Origin of the sequence: Corynebacterium tuberculostearicum, from assembly GCF_030229345.1 — a bacterium.
GTDB classification, from domain to species: Bacteria; Actinomycetota; Actinomycetes; order Mycobacteriales; family Mycobacteriaceae; genus Corynebacterium; species Corynebacterium tuberculostearicum_G.
Window position 1 is genome coordinate 101,429 of record NZ_JASPGP010000001.1, and the last position, 19,883, is coordinate 121,311.

18 protein-coding genes are annotated in these 19,883 nt (G+C 57.8%); 15 read left to right on the forward strand and 3 right to left on the reverse strand.

Translation table 11 applies throughout. The annotated features are described in order from the left end of the window. Positions 1-347 precede the first annotated feature (347 nt). From ctaC to QP884_RS00520, 12 genes are all read left to right on the forward strand, one after another. Positions 348-1,421 carry an aa3-type cytochrome oxidase subunit II gene (ctaC, locus tag QP884_RS00465; protein ID WP_005324460.1) on the forward strand — a complete coding sequence of 358 codons (1,074 nt, stop codon included), beginning with the start codon at positions 348-350 and terminating at the stop codon, positions 1,419-1,421. Positions 1,422-1,440: 19 nt separating this feature from the next. Beyond that, positions 1,441-1,872, forward strand: a complete 432-nt coding sequence (gene ctaF / locus QP884_RS00470; RefSeq protein ID WP_005328946.1) for an aa3-type cytochrome oxidase subunit IV — start codon at positions 1,441-1,443, stop codon at positions 1,870-1,872. 547 nt (positions 1,873-2,419) lie between these two features. Next, on the forward strand, positions 2,420-3,031 hold the full coding sequence (gene ctaE / locus QP884_RS00475) for an aa3-type cytochrome oxidase subunit III (protein ID WP_430516378.1): 612 nt from the start codon (positions 2,420-2,422) through the stop codon (positions 3,029-3,031). A 53-nt stretch (positions 3,032-3,084) separates the two neighbouring features. Then, positions 3,085-3,972 carry a cytochrome bc1 complex diheme cytochrome c subunit gene (qcrC, locus tag QP884_RS00480; RefSeq protein WP_005324465.1) on the forward strand — a complete coding sequence of 296 codons (888 nt, stop codon included), beginning with the start codon at positions 3,085-3,087 and terminating at the stop codon, positions 3,970-3,972. Next, positions 3,969-5,189 carry a cytochrome bc1 complex Rieske iron-sulfur subunit gene (gene qcrA, locus QP884_RS00485; protein ID WP_005324466.1) on the forward strand — a complete coding sequence of 407 codons (1,221 nt, stop codon included), beginning with the start codon at positions 3,969-3,971 and terminating at the stop codon, positions 5,187-5,189. The genes qcrC and qcrA overlap by 4 nt, the downstream gene beginning before the upstream one ends. Continuing rightward, positions 5,189-6,811, forward strand: a complete 1,623-nt coding sequence (gene qcrB / locus QP884_RS00490) for a cytochrome bc1 complex cytochrome b subunit (RefSeq protein ID WP_284820132.1) — start codon at positions 5,189-5,191, stop codon at positions 6,809-6,811. Before qcrA ends, qcrB begins: the two co-directional genes overlap by 1 nt. 959 nt (positions 6,812-7,770) lie before the next feature. Then, positions 7,771-8,400 carry a C40 family peptidase gene (locus QP884_RS00495; RefSeq protein WP_204608313.1) on the forward strand — a complete coding sequence of 210 codons (630 nt, stop codon included), beginning with the start codon at positions 7,771-7,773 and terminating at the stop codon, positions 8,398-8,400. A 114-nt stretch (positions 8,401-8,514) separates the two neighbouring features. Next, positions 8,515-9,558 carry a C40 family peptidase gene (locus tag QP884_RS00500; protein WP_284820134.1) on the forward strand — a complete coding sequence of 348 codons (1,044 nt, stop codon included), beginning with the start codon at positions 8,515-8,517 and terminating at the stop codon, positions 9,556-9,558. Then, positions 9,559-10,662 (forward strand): glycosyltransferase family 4 protein, encoded by a 1,104-nt coding sequence (locus QP884_RS00505; RefSeq protein WP_284820136.1) that lies wholly within the window; start codon positions 9,559-9,561, stop codon positions 10,660-10,662. It abuts the gene before it with no gap. A 38-nt stretch (positions 10,663-10,700) separates the two neighbouring features. Further along, positions 10,701-11,633, forward strand: a complete 933-nt coding sequence (locus tag QP884_RS00510; RefSeq protein ID WP_005324472.1) for an ROK family protein — start codon at positions 10,701-10,703, stop codon at positions 11,631-11,633. A 23-nt stretch (positions 11,634-11,656) separates the two neighbouring features. Further along, complete coding sequence (locus QP884_RS00515) at positions 11,657-12,397, forward strand: lysophospholipid acyltransferase family protein (protein WP_284765750.1); 741 nt, start codon at positions 11,657-11,659, stop codon at positions 12,395-12,397. A gap of 62 nt (positions 12,398-12,459) precedes the next feature. Beyond that, the gene (locus QP884_RS00520; RefSeq protein WP_284820138.1) at positions 12,460-13,554 is read left to right on the forward strand and encodes a hypothetical protein; all 1,095 of its coding nucleotides are present in this window, start codon (positions 12,460-12,462) and stop codon (positions 13,552-13,554) included. On the opposite strand, the gene QP884_RS00525 is transcribed toward QP884_RS00520, so the two are convergent. Further along, a complete protein-coding gene (locus QP884_RS00525; RefSeq protein WP_284820140.1) occupies positions 13,460-14,641 on the reverse strand; it encodes a glycosyltransferase 87 family protein in 1,182 nt (393 codons plus the stop codon). The two genes, QP884_RS00520 and QP884_RS00525, sit on opposite strands and share 95 nt — an antisense overlap. Before the next feature lie 74 nt (positions 14,642-14,715). Between QP884_RS00525 and QP884_RS00530 the strand changes: the two genes are divergently transcribed. Together QP884_RS00530 and QP884_RS00535 are read left to right on the forward strand one after the other, a co-directional pair. After that, complete coding sequence (locus tag QP884_RS00530; protein ID WP_284820142.1) at positions 14,716-15,225, forward strand: polyadenylate-specific 3'-exoribonuclease AS; 510 nt, start codon at positions 14,716-14,718, stop codon at positions 15,223-15,225. 44 nt (positions 15,226-15,269) lie between these two features. Continuing rightward, positions 15,270-16,658 (forward strand): class II 3-deoxy-7-phosphoheptulonate synthase, encoded by a 1,389-nt coding sequence (locus QP884_RS00535; RefSeq protein ID WP_204608327.1) that lies wholly within the window; start codon positions 15,270-15,272, stop codon positions 16,656-16,658. Here QP884_RS00535 and QP884_RS00540 read toward each other — a convergent pair. Next, positions 16,655-18,007 (reverse strand): protein kinase domain-containing protein, encoded by a 1,353-nt coding sequence (locus QP884_RS00540; protein WP_284820145.1) that lies wholly within the window; start codon positions 18,005-18,007, stop codon positions 16,655-16,657. The genes QP884_RS00535 and QP884_RS00540 overlap by 4 nt on opposite strands. 10 nt (positions 18,008-18,017) lie before the next feature. On the opposite strand from QP884_RS00540, the gene QP884_RS00545 reads away from it, so the two are divergent. Further along, complete coding sequence (locus QP884_RS00545) at positions 18,018-18,422, forward strand: Rv2175c family DNA-binding protein (RefSeq protein WP_284820146.1); 405 nt, start codon at positions 18,018-18,020, stop codon at positions 18,420-18,422. Here QP884_RS00545 and QP884_RS00550 read toward each other — a convergent pair. After that, positions 18,391-19,881, reverse strand: coding sequence for an alpha-(1->6)-mannopyranosyltransferase A (locus QP884_RS00550; protein ID WP_284820147.1), 1,491 nt, complete (start codon positions 19,879-19,881; stop codon positions 18,391-18,393). The two genes, QP884_RS00545 and QP884_RS00550, sit on opposite strands and share 32 nt — an antisense overlap. Positions 19,882-19,883 lie beyond the last annotated feature (2 nt).

Consider the following 19,883-nt stretch of genomic DNA (forward strand, 5'->3'; position numbering starts at 1 on the left):
CACTTTACGGCCAGAGAGCGTGAAACCAGAACACGCCACGGCTTAAGGAAACCTGCCGACTGCCTTGGAATTAGCTTCCCCGATAGGGGTGCGAACTTTCGGATGATGGTTCCGTCCGATTCCTGTGAATTGGCGCACATGGATTCTGTGGCCGCTGGGGGTGCGGTTGGAACATTGTGCAGGTGGGGCGGTAACCTACCAGAAGGAGAATATGAAATGAGTGCACTAGGTGCCCTTTTATGCCTTTAAACAGGCTGGGAATCTGGCAATTATCCTCTATTCTGATTGGGTAAGAGTGCTCTGTGAGTATTCGAGAAGTTTTGTGTGGACAGAAAGGCAGAACACACGTGGGACAGCGTAATAAGCGCACCTTTGCCCGCAAGGCGGGCGTAGCTGGCGCACTTGCCCTGGGTGGACTCGCTCTGGCAGGTTGTGACGTTCAGGCGCCAACTGCTGTAGAGAACCTCCTGGGATTCGGTTGGCCGAAGGGCATTACCCCTGAGGCAGAGGCCATGTACAACTTCTGGATTTGGGTCTGGGTTGCCGCATGGATCGTTGGTTTTATTATGTGGGGCCTGTTCCTCACCGCAATCTTCCGCTGGAGCGCGAAGAAGGCAAAGAAGGATGGCAAGGGCGAGTTCCCGCGCCAGATCCAGTACAACGTTCCGCTGGAGATGGTTCTGACCATCGTCCCGATCCTCATCATTATGGGCCTGTTCTTCTTCACTGTTCAGACTCAGCAGAAGGTCACCGCCTTGGATAAGGATCCGAAGGTGGTCGTTGACGTTACTGCGTTCCAGTGGAACTGGAAGTTCGGTTACGCCGAGAACCATGTCAATGGTGAGAACTACGACGGTGCCGACAAGGAGCGTCAGGCTGAAGCAGAGAAGACCGCTCACGACCCTGAGGGCGTGGACAACCCGAACCCAATCCACGGCAAGTCCATGGGCGACCTTTCCTACCTGAACTACAACAAGATTGAGACCGTCGGTACCACCGAAGAGGTTCCGGTTCTGGTTCTTCCTTCCGATACTGCGATTGAGTTCCGACTCGCTTCCGGCGACGTTTCCCACGCATTCTGGGTACCGGAGTTCTTGTTCAAGCGCGACGTCTATGCACACCCAGAGGCAAACGCTCAGGAGCGTAGCTTCCAGGTAGAAAAGATTGAGAAGCAAGGCGCATTCGTTGGCCGTTGTGCCGAGATGTGCGGTACCTACCACTCGATGATGAACTTTGAAATCCGCGTTGTCTCTCCGGAGGACTTCAACACCTACCTGAAGTTCCGCGAGGACAACCCAGAAGCCACCAACGCGGAAGCTCTGGAAGAAATCGGCCAGGACCCATACGCGGTAACCACCCACCCGTTCTCCGGCGAGCGTGACACCGCTAAGGGTGACAACTACGTAAACACCGCGGCATAAGAGATAAGGACACAACACAATGCGTGCAACATCGAAAGTCTTTTACTCAATCGCGACGTACCTTCTTGTCTCGCTGATTGTCTACATCTTCGGCGTCACCTTCGTTAAGGACGACGGCTACCTCTACGGTGCCGAGTGGGTTGGCATCGTAGGCATGTTCCTCGCCTTCCTGCTGTGCATGATGCTGGGTGCTTACCTTCACTTCACTGATGACCGCAGTGACGTCCTGCCAGAGGATTGGGAAGAGGCAGAAACTGAAGATGCCGCTGGCATCCTTGGCTTCTTCTCCCCAGGCTCCATCTGGCCGCTGGCTATGACTGGCGCCATTGGCCTTCTTGGCTTGGGAATCATCTTCCTCTACTTCTGGCTGATTGCCCTCGGCGCTGTCTGCCTCATCGCGGCCTGCACCGGCCTGTCCCTCCAGTACGGCCTGCCGAAGGAAAAGCACTAATTCCTCGATGTAAAGGAATCCCTGCCTAAAACTTCTCCGCCCTCCTAGTCACTATGGCTAGGAGGGCTTTGGCGATCCAGCGTCGTTCGCGGCGTCAGAAAGTTCCCGAAAGTTCTAAAAAGTTTTACCGGTGGGGGAGGAGTAGCTGATTATGCCGCATGTTCGCCATAGCTTTTCTTCTGCATTCTGGCACGTAGAAGCCGATTTTTGCGGGGGTCGTTCGAAAGTTGTAAAGCAGGGCATTTAGGGGGCTCGTGGAATGTGATTTATCTCTCCAGACAATGGGGGTTGGACACACGGATTGGTACATCGATAAGTGGGGGCGACGGGTGTCTTGGGCGCTGCGGAATTTCAGGGTAGGGGCCGACGTGTGGTGTCACCTGCATCAATGGGGCGTCGGAAAGCGGGGCAAAAAGTTCCCGATTGGAAAAATAAAGCTTTGGACCTATTCGTGCTGAACGTTTGCTGTATGAAGCATCAAAAACGAATGGAGAAAGCGGGGGGAATCGAGGTGACTTCAGCGCCCGGAACAGCCATAATAGCCACTGTGACGAGCGTAGTTTCTAACCAAGGTATGACAGCACCACGTGCTGCCTCGCTGAACCGACCCAATATGGTCAGCGTGGGCACCATCGTGTTCCTGTCTCAGGAATTGATGTTCTTTGCCGGACTGTTCGCGATGTGGTTTACCTCGCGAGCAAACGGTCAGGAAGGCGACTGGGCGGAGCACACCGCCCATATCAACCTGCCCATGGGTTTCCTCATTACGGCAGTGCTGATTTCTTCTTCTGTGACCTCGCAGTTCGGCGTGTTTGCCGCAGAAAGGGGTGACGTTTACAAGCTTCGACTCTGGTACACCGTGACGCTGGTACTGGGCGTTGTGTTCCTGGGCATCATGGCGTTTGAGTGGACCGAGTTGATTCACGCAGGTGTGACTGTGCAGTCCAGCGTCTTTGGTTCGGTGTTCTACATCATCACCGGCTTCCACGCTGCGCACGTGACCGCGGGTCTGATTTCTTTTGCAATCATCCTCGCGCGCGTTGCTAAGTCCAAGTTCACGCCGGCACAGGCGACCGCAGCAATGGCAGTGTCCTACTACTGGCACTTCGTTGACGTTGTGTGGATCGGCGTTTTCACCGTTATTTACTTGGTCCAGTAGCACTGGCCAAGATCCCCAAACAGTCCTCCCGTGTTCGAGTTATCTAAAGGAAAATGATGGATAACAATTCGCAGTCCGTGGCAGTGGAGCAGACCACTGCGGCGGCTAAGAAGACCCGCCGTCGCCGCAAGGCGAAGCGCACCCTTGCCGGTGGCTTCGCTTTGGCGATTGGCCTGTCCGGTGCGGGCGTCTTGGCTTCTGCCTTGACCCCGGACGCACAGGTCGCCACGGCGGAAAAAGATGACCAAGCCCTCGTCCAAGAGGGTAAGGACATCTATGACACCGCTTGTATCACCTGCCACGGTGCCAATCTGCAGGGCATCGAAGGTCGCGGTCCGTCCCTCGTTGGTATCGGTGCTGGTTCCGTGTACTTCCAGGTGCACTCCGGCCGTATGCCGATGATGTCTAACGACGCCCAGGCAGAGCGCAAGGCTCCTCGCTACACCGAGCAGCAGACTCTGGCTCTTGCTGCATATGTTGCAGCCAACGGTGGCGGCGCAGACATTGTCTACAACGACGACGGAAGCGTTGCTCAGGAATCGCTGCGTGGTGCTAACTACAATGGCGAAATCCAGGCAGAAGACGTAGCGAAGGGCTCCGAGCTCTTCCGCATGAACTGCGCCTCCTGCCACAACTTCACCGGCCAGGGCGGCGCCCTGTCCTCCGGTAAGTTCGCTCCGGAGCTGGCTCCGGCCAGCGAGCAGGAAATCTACCAGGCAATGCTGACCGGTCCGCAGAACATGCCTAAATTCTCCGACCGCCAGCTCACCGCAGATGAGAAGAAGGACATCATTGCCTACCTCAAGTCTGCAAAGGAAACTCCTTCCCCAGCAGGTTGGGACCTTGGTGGTCTCGGCCCAGTAGCGGAAGGCCTGGCAATGTGGATTATCGGTATTAGCGCCCTGTGCGCTGCCGCTATGTGGATTGGATCGCGCTCATGAGCAATGTGAAGAAGAATTACACTAACGCTGAGCTCGACAAGATGAGCAACGATGAACTCGCTGCTCTTGGTACCGAGCTCGATGACGTCACCGTTGCGTTTCGCAAGGAGCGTTTCCCAGTCGAAGGTGACCCAGCTGAAAAGCGCGCTGGACGTAACGTTGCTATCTGGTTGTTCCTGTCCGTCATCGGCGGCCTCGGATTCCTTGGCGTTTACCTGTTCTGGCCGTGGCAGTACAAGCAGCTAGGGGAGGAGGGCCACATTTGGCACACCCTCTACACCCCTCTGCTGGGTATTACTGCAGCCCTCGCAATTTGCGGCTTGGGCATCGCCATCGTTCAGTACGTTAAGAAGATTCTCCCAGAAGAGATTTCCGTTCAGCGTCGTCACGACGGTCCTTCCGAAGAAGTTGACCGCCGTACCCTGACCGCCCTTCTGAACGATTCTTGGAAGACCTCGACTCTGGGTCGCCGCAAGACCGTCCAAGGTCTGCTGGGCGGCGCCGGCGTTCTGTTCGGTCTAACCGTGATTGCTCCGCTGGGCGGCGCAATCAAGAACCCCTGGAAGGTTCGCCACAATATGAACTATGCCGGCGACGGCACCCTTTGGACTTCCGGTTGGACCATGCACAATGAAGGCGTCAAACTCTACCTGGCGCGCGACACCGGTACTATCGCCGAGAAGCACTCTGGCGAAACCGGTGAGCACTACAGCACCAAGGGTGTTACCCGCTTGGTTCGTGTGCGCCCGGAGGATCTGGCGGCAGGCGGCATGGAGACCGTCTTCCCGCTGGCAGAAGAAGACGTTAACGATGGCGACAAGTACGATGCCGAGCGCGATGTCTACGAGCACCACATGCACTCGATTCACGGCAACCGCAATGCGGTCATGCTGATTCGCCTGCGTCACAACGACGCCCAGAAGGCAATCGAGCGCGAAGGTCAGGAAGACTTCCACCACGGCGATTACTACGCCTACTCCAAGATCTGTACCCACATCGGTTGCCCGACCTCTCTGTATGAGGCGCAGACCAACCGAATCCTGTGCCCGTGCCACCAGTCGCAGTTCGACGCTTTGCACTACGGAAAGCCGGTCTTCGGCCCGGCTGCCCGTGCACTGCCACAGCTGCCTATCACGGTGGATGACGAGGGCTACCTCGTTGCACAGGGCAACTTCATTGAGCCTGTCGGCCCGGCATTCTGGGAGCGTAAGTCATAATGAGCAATAAACTCGCCCAAATGGGCAACAACATGGATGAGCGCTATAGCGCCGCCGGCGTGCTGAGGACTCAGCTGAACAAGGTCTTTCCGACCCACTGGTCCTTCATGCTTGGTGAGATGGCGCTGTACAGCTTCATCATTCTTGTACTGACCGGTATCTACCTGGCGCTGTTCTTCGACCCTTCCATCACCAAGGTCATTTACGACGGCACCTATGCACCGCTTAATGGTGTAGAAATGTCCCGCGCATACGCCACCGCGCTGGATATTTCCTTCGAAGTTCGTGGTGGCTTGTTCGTGCGCCAGATGCACCACTGGGCAGCTTTGCTGTTCATGATGTCCATGGTTGCGCACATGCTGCGTATCTTCTTCACCGGCGCGTTCCGTCGTCCGCGTGAAGCAAACTGGATTATCGGTTGCGCACTTATCCTGCTGGGCATGATCGAGGGCTTCCTTGGTTACTCCCTGCCGGACGACCTGCTTTCCGGTGTTGGTCTGCGAATCATGTCCGCCATCATCCTGGGCCTGCCGATTATCGGCACCTGGCTGCACTGGGCAATCTTTAGCGGTGACTTCCCGTCTGACCTGATGCTGGATCGTTTCTACATCCTGCACGTTCTGGTTATTCCGGGCATCATCCTTGGCTTGATTGCAGCCCACCTGATTATGGTTTGGTTCCAGAAGCACACCCAGTTCCCTGGACCAGGCCGTGCAGAGAACAACGTGGTTGGTGTGCGGATTATGCCGGTCTTCGCTACCAAGGCTATTGGTATGGGCATGATGGTTGCTGGCGTACTGGCGCTGATGTCTGGTCTGCTGACCATCAACGCAATCTGGACGCTTGGACCTTATAACCCATCCCAGGTTTCTGCTGGTTCCCAGCCAGATATCTACATGCTGTGGACTGACGGTGTCGCTCGTGTCATGCCGGCATGGGAGCTCTACATCGGCAACTACACCATTCCTTCCGCGTTCTGGGTAGCCCTGCTGTGTGGCCTCATGGTCGTCCTGCTGATGGCGTACCCGTTCTTGGAGAAGAAGTTCACCGGTGACGATGCACACCACAACCTGCTGCAGCGTCCGCGCGATGTTCCTACCCGCTCCGCTATCGGCGCGGCTGCCATCGTGTTCTTCCTGCTGGTTACCCTTTCCGGTGGTAACGACCACGTGGCACACTTCTTCCAGATTTCGCTGAACGCTATGACCTGGGTTGGTCGTATCGGCCTCATCGTGCTGCCTCCGATTGCGTACTTCATGACCTACCGCATTTGTGTTGGTCTGCAGCGCTCTGACCGCGAGGTGCTGGAGCACGGTATTGAAACTGGCGTTATCAAGCAGATGCCGAATGGTGCCTTCATCGAGGTTCACCAGCCGCTCGGCCCGGTTGATGCCGAAGGCCACCCGGTTCCGCTCGAGTACGCAGGCGCTCAGGTGCCGAAGCAGCTTAACCAGCTAGGCCTCGCTGACTCCGAGACCCAGGGCACTTTCAGCCCTGATGACTCGGCCCTCATGCACCGAGTACACGAAATCCACTCCGATAACCACGACGAGGAAGCGGAGATGTTCCGCCGCCTCAACGAGGCTAACCGCCGTGAGGACGAGGAAAACGGCCGCATCTAACCGCTTTTCCTGAGGATTACTCGAAACGCGCTCACAGACCCGCCCTTGCTCTTGTTGAAGGAGCAAGGGCGGGTCTTGCGTATATACAGATCAATTCCGAACGCAGTCCTCATTTTTCTGGCTGCTACAAGAGTTGTCGAAGGGGAGCCGCCGCGCGCCTGAGAGTCTTTATGAATCTTGGATTATCTGAAGAACTGCTGCTGAAGGTTGTTGTGCAGTCGGTTTAGTACACGTTCTGGTGCTCGTATTGTCGGAGTTTAGTGGTTCTCTCGTGATTTACAGCCTTAGGAGCCTAGTGCGTGGGCTCAGGTAGGGGTGAATGCCGAAAGGCTCATTGGCTTGAGGCTCGCTGCGCTCGGCGAGTGAGCGCCTTAGGGGGCGTCGGAAAGCGGTTTAGCTAGAACCACCGCAAGGAAGGGCGGCAAAGCGGGGCGCAGTTGCGATGAAAACTAGGCTCTAGGCGTGCGGTAGAGGAGTCAATTGGTGGGGGAGAAGGGGCTGCCAAAATTCCTTAGTGCTGAAAGTCACAATTTAGAATTCTCTTAATTGTTAAGCTTCTTCTTAGTAAAGGTAACTCTTGGACGAGTGTCTGCCATCCTCTGTCGTTTGTGCAGCTTGCGACCTTAAAGCATCTAATTCTGGTGGGAACTAGCGCCCATGTGGAGGTTAAATCTCGACAAGGTCAACGGAAGGTAACGAAGCGATAACAAACGTTATTTTGGTGTCGCGAATGGACATTACTTGTGATGATTTCGTAACCTATTCGAGACATTGAGTTACCGCCCGAAAAGGTGCTCAATCTAAACAGAAGAATTACAGCGCCGCATCTGGCCCCTCCTACTGAGGGGCCGAGTGGAGGAAATCCTAAAGGAACGGATTCCCAACGAACGCTAGTCCCCCAGGGTCAGAGCTTCCTTTACAAGGGGAGTAGGCGCGCAGGAAGATTTGGAGTTTTACTCATGGCACAGCACCGTCGTCAGGGCATGAAGAACACCCGTCGCATCGCATCTACTGCAGCACTGGCTGCAACCGCCGCCGTCGTCGCACCGGGCGTCGCACAGGCAGCAGAGGTCGTCGTACCTAATACTGACTACCGCTTTGAGGTAGCAGGTCTGGAAAACGTCCCGAACATTGACCAGGTTCCGAACATTGACCGCTACGTTCCGTCCCTGGGTAAGGTTTCTAACCAGCAGAACACCAACTACGCAGCAGCTGGCCACAAGCAGGCCGCTCCGGCACAGCAGACCGTTGGTCAGAAGGCACTGGCTGCAGCGCGCTCCGTCATTGGCTCCCCGTACGTATACGGCGCCGCTGGCCCGAACGCCTTTGACTGCTCCGGTCTGACCAGCTGGGCATACGCTCAGGCTGGCAAGCAGATCCCGCGTACCTCTCAGGCACAGGCTGCCGCCGGTACCCCGGTATCCCTGGATCAGCTGCAGCCGGGTGACATCATCGCTTACTACGGTGGTGCTTCCCACGTTGGTATTTACACCGGCCACGGCACCATCATCGACGCCCTTAACTCCGGCGTCCCGGTTCAGGAGCGCGACCTGAACTACATGCCGATTCACTCCGCAGTTCGCTTCTAATAAGCAGCGGATCTTGCCCTCCCCTTCGCGGGGAGGGCTTTGTCGTGCATTAGGGGGTAAAACCCGCTATAGTTAGTACGATTTTTAAAATTTTCTTAGTCTAAGGGTCCTTACGTGTCTAAACGAGTACTTCCTGCAGCTGCACTTGTGGCGGCTCTTGCTGTTTCGTCGGTTTCTGGGATTTCGCAGGTTGTTGCGCAGGAGGCGGCTCCACAACAGGAGAGCGCCACCGAAGATGTGGAGGCCTTGGTAGAGCGCGTTGGCGAAGTTGCGCGCAAGGTTTCTGCCAAGAATGAAGAAGTAAAAGAGCTCGAGGTCAAGCTCGAGGAAAAGCAGGCTGAGGTTGCTGAATCTGAGCAGGCCGCCGCTGAGGCACAAACGCGTGCGGACGATGCGAAGGGCGATGTTTCCACCCAGCAGGACCGTGTCAACGGCATCGCACAGTCGCGCTACCGCGGTGACTCCCGTTCGGCAGTGTCTGGGGCCTTGGCAGCGGAAGATCCTTCCGATGCTGTAGAGCGCATGGGCTACCTCGGCGCGCTTTCCCGCAAGGCCCAGCGCACGCTTGATGCGAAGGCAAATGCCGCGTCCATGGCGGAAGAGGAAAAGCATAAGGCTGCCGACGCCGCTGCCAAGGTGCGCGAGGAAAAGAAGGCGCTGGAAGAGCAGCGCGAAGAGCTTCTCAAGGAGAAAGAGGAGCTGAAAAAGCAGCAGAAGGACATCGAGAAGCAGGTGGACGCCCTCGATGAACAGCAACGCGAAGCCTGGGAAGGCCAGTTCGGCGGATCTGATAAGCCGGATATGGATCTGGGCGAGGTCGCAGACGGCGCTGCTTCCGCAGCGTTGTCGAAGCTGGGCGCCCCATATGGCTGGGGTGCGGCTGGACCGGATCAGTTCGACTGCTCCGGCCTGATGTTCTGGGCGTATCAGCAGATTGGCAAGTCCATTCCGCGTACGTCGCAGGCTCAGATTGCAGGTGGCACATCGGTACCGTTGGAAGACCTACAGCCGGGCGATATCGTGGGCTATTACCCTGGGGTAACGCACGTGGGCATGTACATCGGTAATGGTCAGGTGGTCCACGCTTCTACCTATGGCGTGCCTGTTCAGGTAGTACCGCTAAAGTCCATGCCGATTACCGGAACGGCGCGGTACTAAGTGGCCCGCGTTCTGCTGGTAACCAATGACTTCCCGCCCAAGATTGGCGGGATTCAGTCTTACCTGCGCGATTTCGTAGCAACCTTAAATCCGCGCGATGTCGTGGTCTTTGCCTCAACCCAGGAATCGCCGGCGGAATTCGATGCTGGGGTGGACTACAAGGTCATCCGCTGGCCTCGCCGCGTGATGCTGCCGACGCCCGCCACGGTGCGTCGGATGCAAGAGATTATCCGCGCCGAAGACATTGACATCGTCTGGTTTGGTGCGGCCGCGCCTCTTGCCTTGATGGGCAAGGCTGCGAAGGAGGCGGGTGCTACCCGTGTGGTTGCTACGACGCACGGGCACGAAGTGGGGTGGTCAATGGTGCCCGTTGCGCGGCAATGCCTGCGCCGCATTGGTGACTATGCAGACGTGATTACCTATATTTCTGACTACACCCAGCGTCGGTTGCGTCGACCATTTGGACCGAATCCGCGTTGGGTGCATCTGCCTTCCGGGGTAAGCGTGGAAGGGCTGTCTCCAGCCACACCGGAGGAACGCGCAGCGGCCAAGGCAGAGTTCGGGGTCAGCGGGCCGACCATCGTCTGCATTTCGCGGTTTGTCCCCCGTAAGGGGCAAGACCAGCTGCTCCGCGCTATGCCGCTAGTGCGTGAAGAATTCCCGGATGCACAGCTCCTACTTATTGGGCGCGGACGCTACCGGGCGGCTTTAGAACAGTTGGCGGAAATCTATTGCCCAGACGCAGTGATTCAAGAAGCGGAAAGCATTGAGACTGCTTTGCACGCAGCGGATGTTTTTGCCATGCCGGCCCGCACCCGCGGCGGTGGGCTAGACGTCGAGGGCTTGGGAATCGTGTATTTGGAGGCGCAGGCGTGCGGCTTGCCGGTTATCGCTGGAGATTCCGGTGGTGCACCGGAGACGGTAACGGGGGAGACGGGGGTCGTCGTCAAGGGCGCCTCTGTGCCGGAACTAGCCGAAGCGTTGAAAGCTCTCTTGGCCGACCCGCAGCGTAGGCTGCGCATGGGGCAGGCGGGGCGTCGCCATGTGGAAGAGAATTGGACGTGGCGGATAATGGGGCAGCGATTGCGGCAGCTGATGTCTTGATGTGACCCTAACCCGGTTGTCGGTATATTCTGTTATGCATGCTTAAGAACAACTCCGCCGATCTGACTATCGGCTTCGACGTCGGTGGCACCAACGTGCGCGGCGGAGTGATCACTCGGGAGGGTGAGATTCTCGCGAGCCGCACGGTTCCTACTTCCATGGACGCCGAGCAGCTGGAAGCGGACATTGTGGGCATTGTCGATGAGCTGCGCGCCGACTATGAGGTGGACGCCGTCGGCCTCGCCTTGGCGGGATTTTTGGATCCTACGTGTGAGGTAGTGCGCTTCGCCCCGCACCTTCCCTGGCGGCACGCCAATGTGCGGGAATCACTCTCGCAGAAGCTCGGTATGCACGTGCGGTTGGAGCATGATGCAAATTCCGCCGCGTGGGGTGAGTGGTGCTTTGGTGCTGGCCGCGGAGCGGAGGATTGGGTTTTCTTTGCGGTAGGAACAGGTATCGGCGCCACGCTGATGACGCATGACACCATCTACCGCGGCGCGTTTGGCACCGCCCCAGAATTTGGGCATATCGTGGTAGTCCCTAATGGTCGGCAGTGCTCCTGCGGTAAGCGCGGTTGCTTGGAACGCTATGCCTCCGGCACCGCGTTGCCGGATACCTGCGCCGATTTGCGTGGGAGCTATGAAACCTCGCTGCCGGCTGAGCCCACCGGTAAGGAAATTACCCAAGCGGCGCGCCGTGGAGATCCGCTTGCCGTAGCGGTAATGGAAGACTTCAGCCGGTGGCTGGGCCAGGGCCTATCCATTGTTGCTGATGTTTTGGATCCGGAGCTCATCGTGCTCGGCGGCGGCGTATCCCAAGATGCGGACCTCTACCTCGAGGGCGCTGCCCAAGCCATGGGACAGGACATTGTCGGGGCAGGGCATCGCCCCCTCGCACGTGTTGCCACCGCAGAATTAGGGTCGGCAGCGGGTATGATTGGCGTAGCCGATTTGGCCCGCAGCGGCCGTTAAAACTAACAAAGGACGACCTGGCGATGAAAAACAAGTGGTACTGGGCTTTTAAGCACATCTTCTTCGGACCCGCCCTGCGAGTATGGAATCGCCCGTGGACCGAGGGCATCGAGAAAATCCCCGCTGAAGGGCCTGCGATTTTGGTGTCGAATCACCAGGCCGTCATGGATTCCTTCTTCTTTCCTTTGGTGTGCCCGCGCCAGATCACGTTTCCGGCTAAGTCGGAATACTTCACCACTCCGGGTCTTGTTGGCAGCCTGCAAAAGTGGTTCTTTACCTCGGTAGGCCAGGTCCCCATCGAGCGCGATAGCGAGGACGCTGGCGACGCCATCGTGGAAACCGCAGAAGGCATTTTGTCCCGTGGCGATCTCTTCGGTATCTATCCGGAAGGAACTCGTTCCCCAGATGGCCGCGTGTACAGGGGACGCACCGGCATGGCGCGCATCGCCATGGAGACTAATCAGCCAGTATTTCCCATCGCGATGATCAATTCGCGCAAGGCCAATCCCATTGGCTCGTGGATTCCCCGCCCCTTCAAGGTTGGCGTGCGGGTAGGAGACCCCATCTGGCCGCATGAGTGGGCCAAGGAGCGCGGGATGAATCCGGCCGAGCATGAGACTATTCGCGCCTTCACCGACTTTGTGATGCGCAATTTGGCCGAGCTGAGCGATAAGCCTTATGTTGATGTGTACGCCTCCGATGTGAAGGCTTCGCTCAAAGCCGGCCATGGTTACCCCGCCGGCGCTGAATACAAGGGGAGGTAATCACTATTCCCAAGGCCCGCTTAGCTTGGCCAGATACCGCTAAAGGCGTATCCATTATCGGCGTGGTGCTCTTGCACGTCACGCTGGTGGTTCCGGAAGGTGAGCTAACGTGGTTGGCTGACCTAAACATGTGGCTGGATCCCCTTCGCCTGCCCTTGTTTTTCCTCGTATCCGGCTATTTCTCTACCAAGATCTTTCGCTATTCATTCAGCGAGCTTTTTACCCGCCGCCTATGGTTTTTCCTCGTGCCCTATACGGTGTGGATGACCGTTGAGCTGTGGACTAAGCGCATCGAGTACCACTGGGTATTTGGCGATCCCTATCTGCAGCTTACTGATCTGCTCTATAACCTGCTGCTAGGCCATACCATGGCGTGGTTCATTCACGCGCTTATCTTTTTCAATATATTTTTGTGGGCCGTACGCAAGTTGCCCGCGTGGGCAGGCATTGGCCTGAGCTTTGCGCCGCTGCTGTTTATAGCGTGGCAGCATCATTACTACTTTATTGGCAAGGCAATCATGTTCTTGCCCATCTTCGTCGGTGCGGCCTATTTGCGCGGGCCTATTACGCGGTTTGCCGACGCCGCCGAAGCACCCTTCAAAGGCACCTTCCGCAAGGCCTCTATGTGGGCATATGGTGCGGCAATCATCAGCTACATCGCGGGGCTATCCATCCGGCACACCTGGAATGCCGTCGAAGGCGAGGTAGCGGTGCAGTGGCCACTGCCAGGCGGGGATATTCTTGGCCGAGGCGATCTAGACCTGCTGATCCGCTTTGCGGAGCAGACGCTTGAAACCCCAGCGGGCATCGTTGGTGCTGTCCTTATTAGCCATATTCCGGCTCTGTCCACTTTTGTAAAGTTCGTGGGCCGGCATACCCTGCCCATCTACTTGGCCCACCCAATCGGCATGACGCTGGGGTACGGCTTCTTCATGGCCCACCGCGACTATGTGGTGAGCCTTGCTGGCCAGTGGCCGCTGGAAAATACCTGGTTCTGGATCGGAATGTGTTTCTTCTACTCCGCTGCGGCATCGGTAGCGCTTTGGGCCTTGGGGAAGGTTCCTATCCTTGGCTGGACGCTGGTTCCGCCGCGGATTGATAAGCGCCGGCCCGTCGTAGAGCCAATGGTAGCGAGCAAAGAACCAGCAGAGCGGTAGCGATGGCGTAGTCATTGCCCACGATGTGCTGCCACCATGCCCAGTTCAGCTCTTGGTCATTGGCATGGGGGACAAGCCAATGCCCGCGGGCCAAAAGCGCCAGCCATGTCAGCGCACCGAGCGCCCAGTGGCGCTGCGCCACTAGCAGCACGCCCGCCAACACTAGCCAGGTGAAGTGGTGTGACCATGACACGGGCGAGCACAGGAGCGATACTGAAGCGGCCAGCAGCATGAGTACCGCCTGGTTCTCGTGGGAGAGGCGCTCCATGGCAAACCACACGATGGCAACGACGAGGACGACGGCCACAAGCCACAGCTTTTCAGCGTGGTCGGGGGCTAGGCGGCTAAAGAAACCGCGCAGAGATTGGTTGGAGCTATAGGCAAGTCCACCGATGCGGTTGGAATCGCGCAGTGTTTCGCTCCAGTACTGGATGGAGCTATGTGGATTGCAGGCGAAGGCGATGAGCCCTGCTGCCAGAAAGGAACCCAGGGCGCTGAAAAATGCGCGCCATTCGCGGCGGACGAAAAATACGGCGAGGAATACCGCAGGGGTGAGCTTGATCGCCATAGCGATACCGGTAAGCACGCCCCTGCCGCGTCCAGGGCGCAGCCAGAGAATATCGACCACGACGAGTGCGGTAAGCAGGATGTTGACCTGCCCGAAGCTAAAGGTCTCCGTTACCGGCTCCGTAAGCATTGCCGCTAGCAGCGCCCAGCCTGCCCAGCCAGGGCAATCAACGGCGCGCAGAACCAAGGCTATGCAGCCCCACAGCGCAAGAAAGGAGGCGACAGATACGAGGATGCTCGCGGCGGTGAGGGGAATCCAGCTCAGCGGGGCAAAAAGCAGCGCCGCAAAGGGTGGATAGGTGAAGGGAAGAGAGACATCGCGATTGCTGCCAACGAGGTAGTCCTTGGCGTAGAGGTCGCTGCCAAAGCCGGCCCCGCCTTCACGGTAAACGTCCAGGTCAATGTGGTAATACGTGGAAAAACGGCCGGAGAAAAGCTCCGGGATATCAATGAGCCACCAAAGAGCTACGAGGGCAGAGAGGCACAAGGGCAAAGCAGTAAACCACAAAGATTTCTTCACGCCAGAAGTGTACAACCGTCTCTTTAAGGGGCCAATTTATCGCCGCAGACTAGGCGGCGCTAGGCTTGGGAGACGTGCGCTACTTCTATGACACCGAATTTATCGAAGATGGACAAACCATTGAATTGGTCTCCATCGGCATCGTCGGTGAGAATGGCAGCGAATACTACGCCGTGTCTACGGATTTTGATCCGGCCAAGGCCAATTCTTGGGTCAAAGACAATGTATTGGCCAAGCTGCCCAGCCCGCGGGACCCAGTGTGGAAGCCTTTGGAGACCATTCGCGCGGAGGTCTTCGAGTTCCTGACCCAGAGCTCAACCCCGGTAGAGCTGTGGGCGTGGGTGGGCGCTTATGATCATGTGGTCTTGGCGCAGCTGTGGGGCGATATGGCCGGATTGCCTAAGCGCATGCCACGCTATACCCGCGAGCTGAAGCAGTACTGGGAGTTTGCGGGGCGTCCTAGCCTGCCGGCTGTGCCTAAGGGCAATCACGATGCGCTTGTCGACGCCCGCCATAACCTCGCCAAGTTCCGAGCCTGCGCCCAGGTGCTTCCGCTGTCTAAGGGTAATAGAATTAATATCTAGAATTTAACTAACTCGCGATAGGCGCTTGATGGTTAAATAGCAGTGTGAGTTGGACAGTAGATATTCCGCAAGGCGTTCTGCCAGACCTTCCGCCATTGCCCGCCGGCATCGACGAGGTCTTCCAGGACGTCATCAAGCGTGACGCAAAGCAGCAGCCCAGCTGGGATACTTCCCAGGCCGATAACGTGCGCAAGATTCTCGAGTCCGTGCCGCCCATCGTGGTTGCGCCCGAGATCGAGGCGCTCAAGAAGAAGCTGGCAGACGTTGCCTTGGGTAACGCCTTTTTGCTCCAGGGCGGCGATTGCGCGGAAACCTTTGAGTCCAATACTGAGCCGCATATCCGTGGCAATGTGAAAACGCTGCTGCAGATGGCCGTGGTGTTGACCTACGGCGCATCCGTTCCCGTGGTTAAACTCGGCCGCATCGCTGGCCAGTACGCCAAGCCACGTTCTTCCGATACGGACTCCAATGGTTTGTTGAATTACCGCGGTGACATTGTCAATGGCGTGGAGCCGACCGATGAGGCTCGTCGCCACGACCCGGCCCGAATGATCCGCGCTTACGCGAACTCTTCGGCGGCAATGAACCTCGTGCGTTCTTTGACCTCTTCCGGCACTGCGGATCTTTACCGCCTGCATGAGTGGAACCGCGAGTTTGTGCGCAAGTCCCGCGCTGGTGCCCGCTACCAGGACTTGGCCCGGGAGATTGAAAACGGCTTGAACTTCATGAATGCCTGTGGCGTGCACGATGACACCCTGCGCTCGGCCGATATCTACTGCTCGCACGAGGCTTTGCTGAAAGATTACGAGCGCTCCATGCTGCGCTTGGGGCAGGACAATAACGGCGATACCAAGCTCTACGATCTCTCTGCGCACCAGGTATGGATTGGTGAGCGCACTCGTGGCATCGAAGATTTCCACGTGAACTTCGCGGCGATGATTGGTAACCCAGTGGGCATCAAGCTGGGACCGGGCGTCACCCCGGAGCAGGCCGTGGAGTACGCGGAAAGGCTGGACCCGAATCGCGAGCCAGGCCGCCTGACCATGATTTCGCGCATGGGACACGATAAGGTGCGCACGGTTCTGCCTGCCATTGTCAAGGCAGTGGAAGACTCCGGCCACAAGGTGGTATGGCAGTCCGACCCGATGCACGGCAATACCTTCACCGCTTCTAATGGCTACAAGACTCGCCACTTTGACAAGATCGTGGACGAGGTCCAAGGCTTCTTCGAGGTCCACCGTGAATTGGGTACCCACCCGGGTGGCGTACACCTTGAGTTCACCGGTGAAGACGTCACCGAGTGCTTGGGTGGCGCCGAGGACATTACCGACGTGGATCTGCCGGGCCGCTACGAGTCGGCTGTGGATCCCCGCCTTAATACGCAGCAGTCGCTCGAGCTGTCCTTCCTCATCGCGGAGATGCTACGTAACTAAATCCACAGGTTCGGCGTCATGCCGTAGAGCGAGGAGCCGAACCACCACCCGCCGATAGCCACCGCGCCCACCGCAATCGCGACCACTACTAAGTACAGCACTAGTGACAGCGGATTGCGGTTGGTCAGCGGACGCTCGGCGGGTTCTTCATGTGCGCTTTGGACCGGTTGCTCGGGGACAGGAGCAGGTACCGGCGCAGGCGCAGAGGCAGCTGCCGGCACAAATGGTTCGAGTGGGGGCTCGGTCGCGGAATACGGCTGTGCCTGGGGGCGTGACAATGGTTGCGGCTCCGGTTCTGGAGCGGCCCCGGCCTGTGGCAAATCCAGTTTCGTCTCAAAGCTAAGGCGCTGCGGCGGGATGACTTCAGTCGGGCCGCCGTCGAGATGCTCCGTTTCACCCTGAGGAATGCTGCGGGTGGGTTCGAAAATTTCCGTGGCTCCAGTGCCCGAAAAATCCGTGGGTGCTTGTGCCGTGCGCGCCGCGGCAGCGTTCCTTGGCACGGGGATGGTCACGTCCGGAAGATCGAGCTCTCGGCATACATCATCGAGCGCCTCGAGGAATTCTCCGGCGTCGGCGAAGCGCTCGCGGGGATCGCGGGCGGTGGCGGTGGCCACGAGGGCGTCGACAAGCTTGGGCACCCCAGAAATCCGCGAGGACGGCGCGGGGACGTCGGAATCCAAGCGGGCCGTGGCATGCGCTAGGGGAGTATCCCCCGAGAAAGGAACGGTGCCGGTAAGAAGCTCGAAGAGAACAATGCCGGCTGAATAGACATCTGAGGCCGGTGTAATTTCTTCGCCCGTGACCTGCTCCGGCGCGAGATAGGATACGGTGCCCACGATCATGTCCGAGGTAGCCTCGGCATTGGTGGCACGCACCAGCCCAAAATCGCCCACCTTTACCCGGTGATGGGATGTAATAAGCACATTATCGGGCTTGATGTCGCGGTGGATAAGCCCGGTCGAGTGCACCTCTTCCAAGCCGCGCAGCACATTGCGCAGGGTAGAGGCGGCCGCCTGCACCGGAAAGGGGCCACCCTCAGCCAATAGCTCGCGCAGCGTACCGCCATCGATGAGCTCCATGATGAGATAGATAGGCTCGCCGTCGGCGGAAAAATCGTGAATAGCTACGAGATTGGGATGCTGCAGGCGGGCCATGGCGCGAGCCTCGCGAGAAAAACGCTTGATAAAGACCGGGTCATCGGAATAGCGCTCGTCCATGACCTTGGCCGCGACCGCTCGCCCCAGCCGCATGTCCACGCAGCGATAGACGGTAGACATGCCACCGCGGGCAATGGGGCGATCGATCCGGTAACGGTTCTCCAGAACGTCACCAATTTCCAACCTAGTCATGCTTCCCAGTATGGCTGATCATCTAGCCCGCGTTAAAGTAGAGAACGTGACTAACCAAGAAAAATCCCTCGATTCCTTGCTCGCTAACGAAGAACTGCTCAGCATGCAGCAGGTGGCAGAAAAGCTAGACCTGCCCATCACCCGCGCTTATGACCTGCTGCAGGACCGAAAGTTCATTGCCTGGGATTCCCCAGAAGGAAAGCGCGTGCCGCTAGCCTTCTTCAACGACAAGGGCGTCATTGCCAAGCATATAACTGCCGCAATTACTGTGCTGACAGACGGCGGCTATAAGGACAACGAAATCTTCAAGCATCTCTTTACCGAGGATGACTCGCTGCCGGGCCGCCCGATCGATGCTTTGCACGGTCACCTTGCCCGCGAGGTTATTCGGCGCGCGCAGGCTGCCGCTTTTTAGGCACGTCTTCAAAGATCCACTGGGTGGCAAACCATGCCACCACAATCATGCCGATGACCCAGAACCAGTTGTAGAGCTGGTGATTGCCATCGCCAGAGAACGAGACGCCAATAAACAGGGCCACGCCGGTGGTGAATTTGATGAGCCAGAGCGGCGGCCGGAAGGTGCCCATCAGGGTAAAGATAGAGGCGTAGTACCACGGTAGGGTCACGGCGTTGAAGACAAAGGCAACTTGGTACGCGGCCGCGGTGCCCATAATGGCATCACGGTTATCCTTGCGGCAAAGCCACCACACCGCCACCAGCCCAATGAGCATGCAGGCCATTGCGATGCTGCGCAGGACGGCCAGGATGGCGTTATAGGAGGCATCCGGCATAAAGATTTGTACGGCAGGAAAGATAACATCGGTGGCCAATGTGGGGCCGGCCAGCGGGTTAATCACCTTGGAATTGCCGCTTACCTGCGATAGCCAGCCCCACGACGTGCCGGAAACCCACGTGATGAGGGCTACTGCGGCGATGATCTCTGCCACTGCGGCGATGCCAGATAAAACAAAGACGGTAAGTCGCCGCCACTTACTAGAGCCCTTGGGGGCATAGTGGTGGAGCATCATCCATACGATAAACGGTGCCGCAATAACCGCAGTGGCCTTCATAGCTACGGCCGTGCCCACGAGGATGAGGGCGGCGTGGAAGCGCTTATGCAATGCCGCTAGCAGTCCGATAGACACGAGCCCCACCATGAGTGATTCATTATGCATGCCGCCGATGAGGTGCAAGATAATGACTGGATTAGCTACACCAAGCCACAGTGCTACCGCTGGATCCGCACCGAGTTTGCGGGCGATGCGGGGAATTGACCAGGCGATGGTAATAAACCCGAGCAGAGAAAGAACCTTATAGATCACCACGCCTGCAGTGACGTTATCGCCTACCAGGCTGGTGACCAGTTCTCCTATCCACAGGTGAAGGGGACCATAAGGTGTGGTGGTATTGCGCCAATCTTGTGATACCTCAAGGAGGAAGGGTCCGGGGTTAACGGCGGCACCTTCGGTATACGGATCGAAGCCATCGCGCACCATAGCACCTTGCATGAGGTAGGAATACACATCGCGCGAGGCCAATGGCCCGGCTAATAAAAGGGGAGCTACCCAGGCGATGAGAATGCGCTGGATGTCCCGCAAGCCGCCCTCGGGGAGAGGATTTTTGAGCTGTGGGCGAATGATAGTGCGCCCAGCAAGCACCCACGCTGCGGCTAAGAGGAAAATACCCACCCAGTACAGCGCGAGGCCGAGATTGCGCCCGTGCCCATAGGACAAGAAGCCAATATTTAATGCTTCGAGGAGTCCTCCACGGTTGCGGGTGGCGCCGCCAGAAAAGGACGCGAGCAACAAGATGCAGGAGGCAGATAGCCCTAGCGGCAGCGCGCGCGGAATGGGAAAAGAGTACGTCTTTGCCACGG

Coding starts and splice junctions, on each gene's coding strand:
- ctaF (WP_005328946.1), top strand. CDS start 1,441: ATGCGTGCAACATCGAAAGTCTTTTACTCAATCGCGACGTACCTTCTT.
- qcrC (WP_005324465.1), top strand. CDS start 3,085: ATGATGGATAACAATTCGCAGTCCGTGGCAGTGGAGCAGACCACTGCG.
- qcrA (WP_005324466.1), top strand. CDS start 3,969: ATGAGCAATGTGAAGAAGAATTACACTAACGCTGAGCTCGACAAGATG.
- qcrB (WP_284820132.1), top strand. CDS start 5,189: ATGAGCAATAAACTCGCCCAAATGGGCAACAACATGGATGAGCGCTAT.
- QP884_RS00495 (WP_204608313.1), top strand. CDS start 7,771: ATGGCACAGCACCGTCGTCAGGGCATGAAGAACACCCGTCGCATCGCA.
- QP884_RS00510 (WP_005324472.1), top strand. CDS start 10,701: ATGCTTAAGAACAACTCCGCCGATCTGACTATCGGCTTCGACGTCGGT.
- QP884_RS00515 (WP_284765750.1), top strand. CDS start 11,657: ATGAAAAACAAGTGGTACTGGGCTTTTAAGCACATCTTCTTCGGACCC.
- QP884_RS00540 (WP_284820145.1), bottom strand. CDS start 18,007: ATGACTAGGTTGGAAATTGGTGACGTTCTGGAGAACCGTTACCGGATC.
- QP884_RS00545 (WP_284820146.1), top strand. CDS start 18,018: ATGGCTGATCATCTAGCCCGCGTTAAAGTAGAGAACGTGACTAACCAA.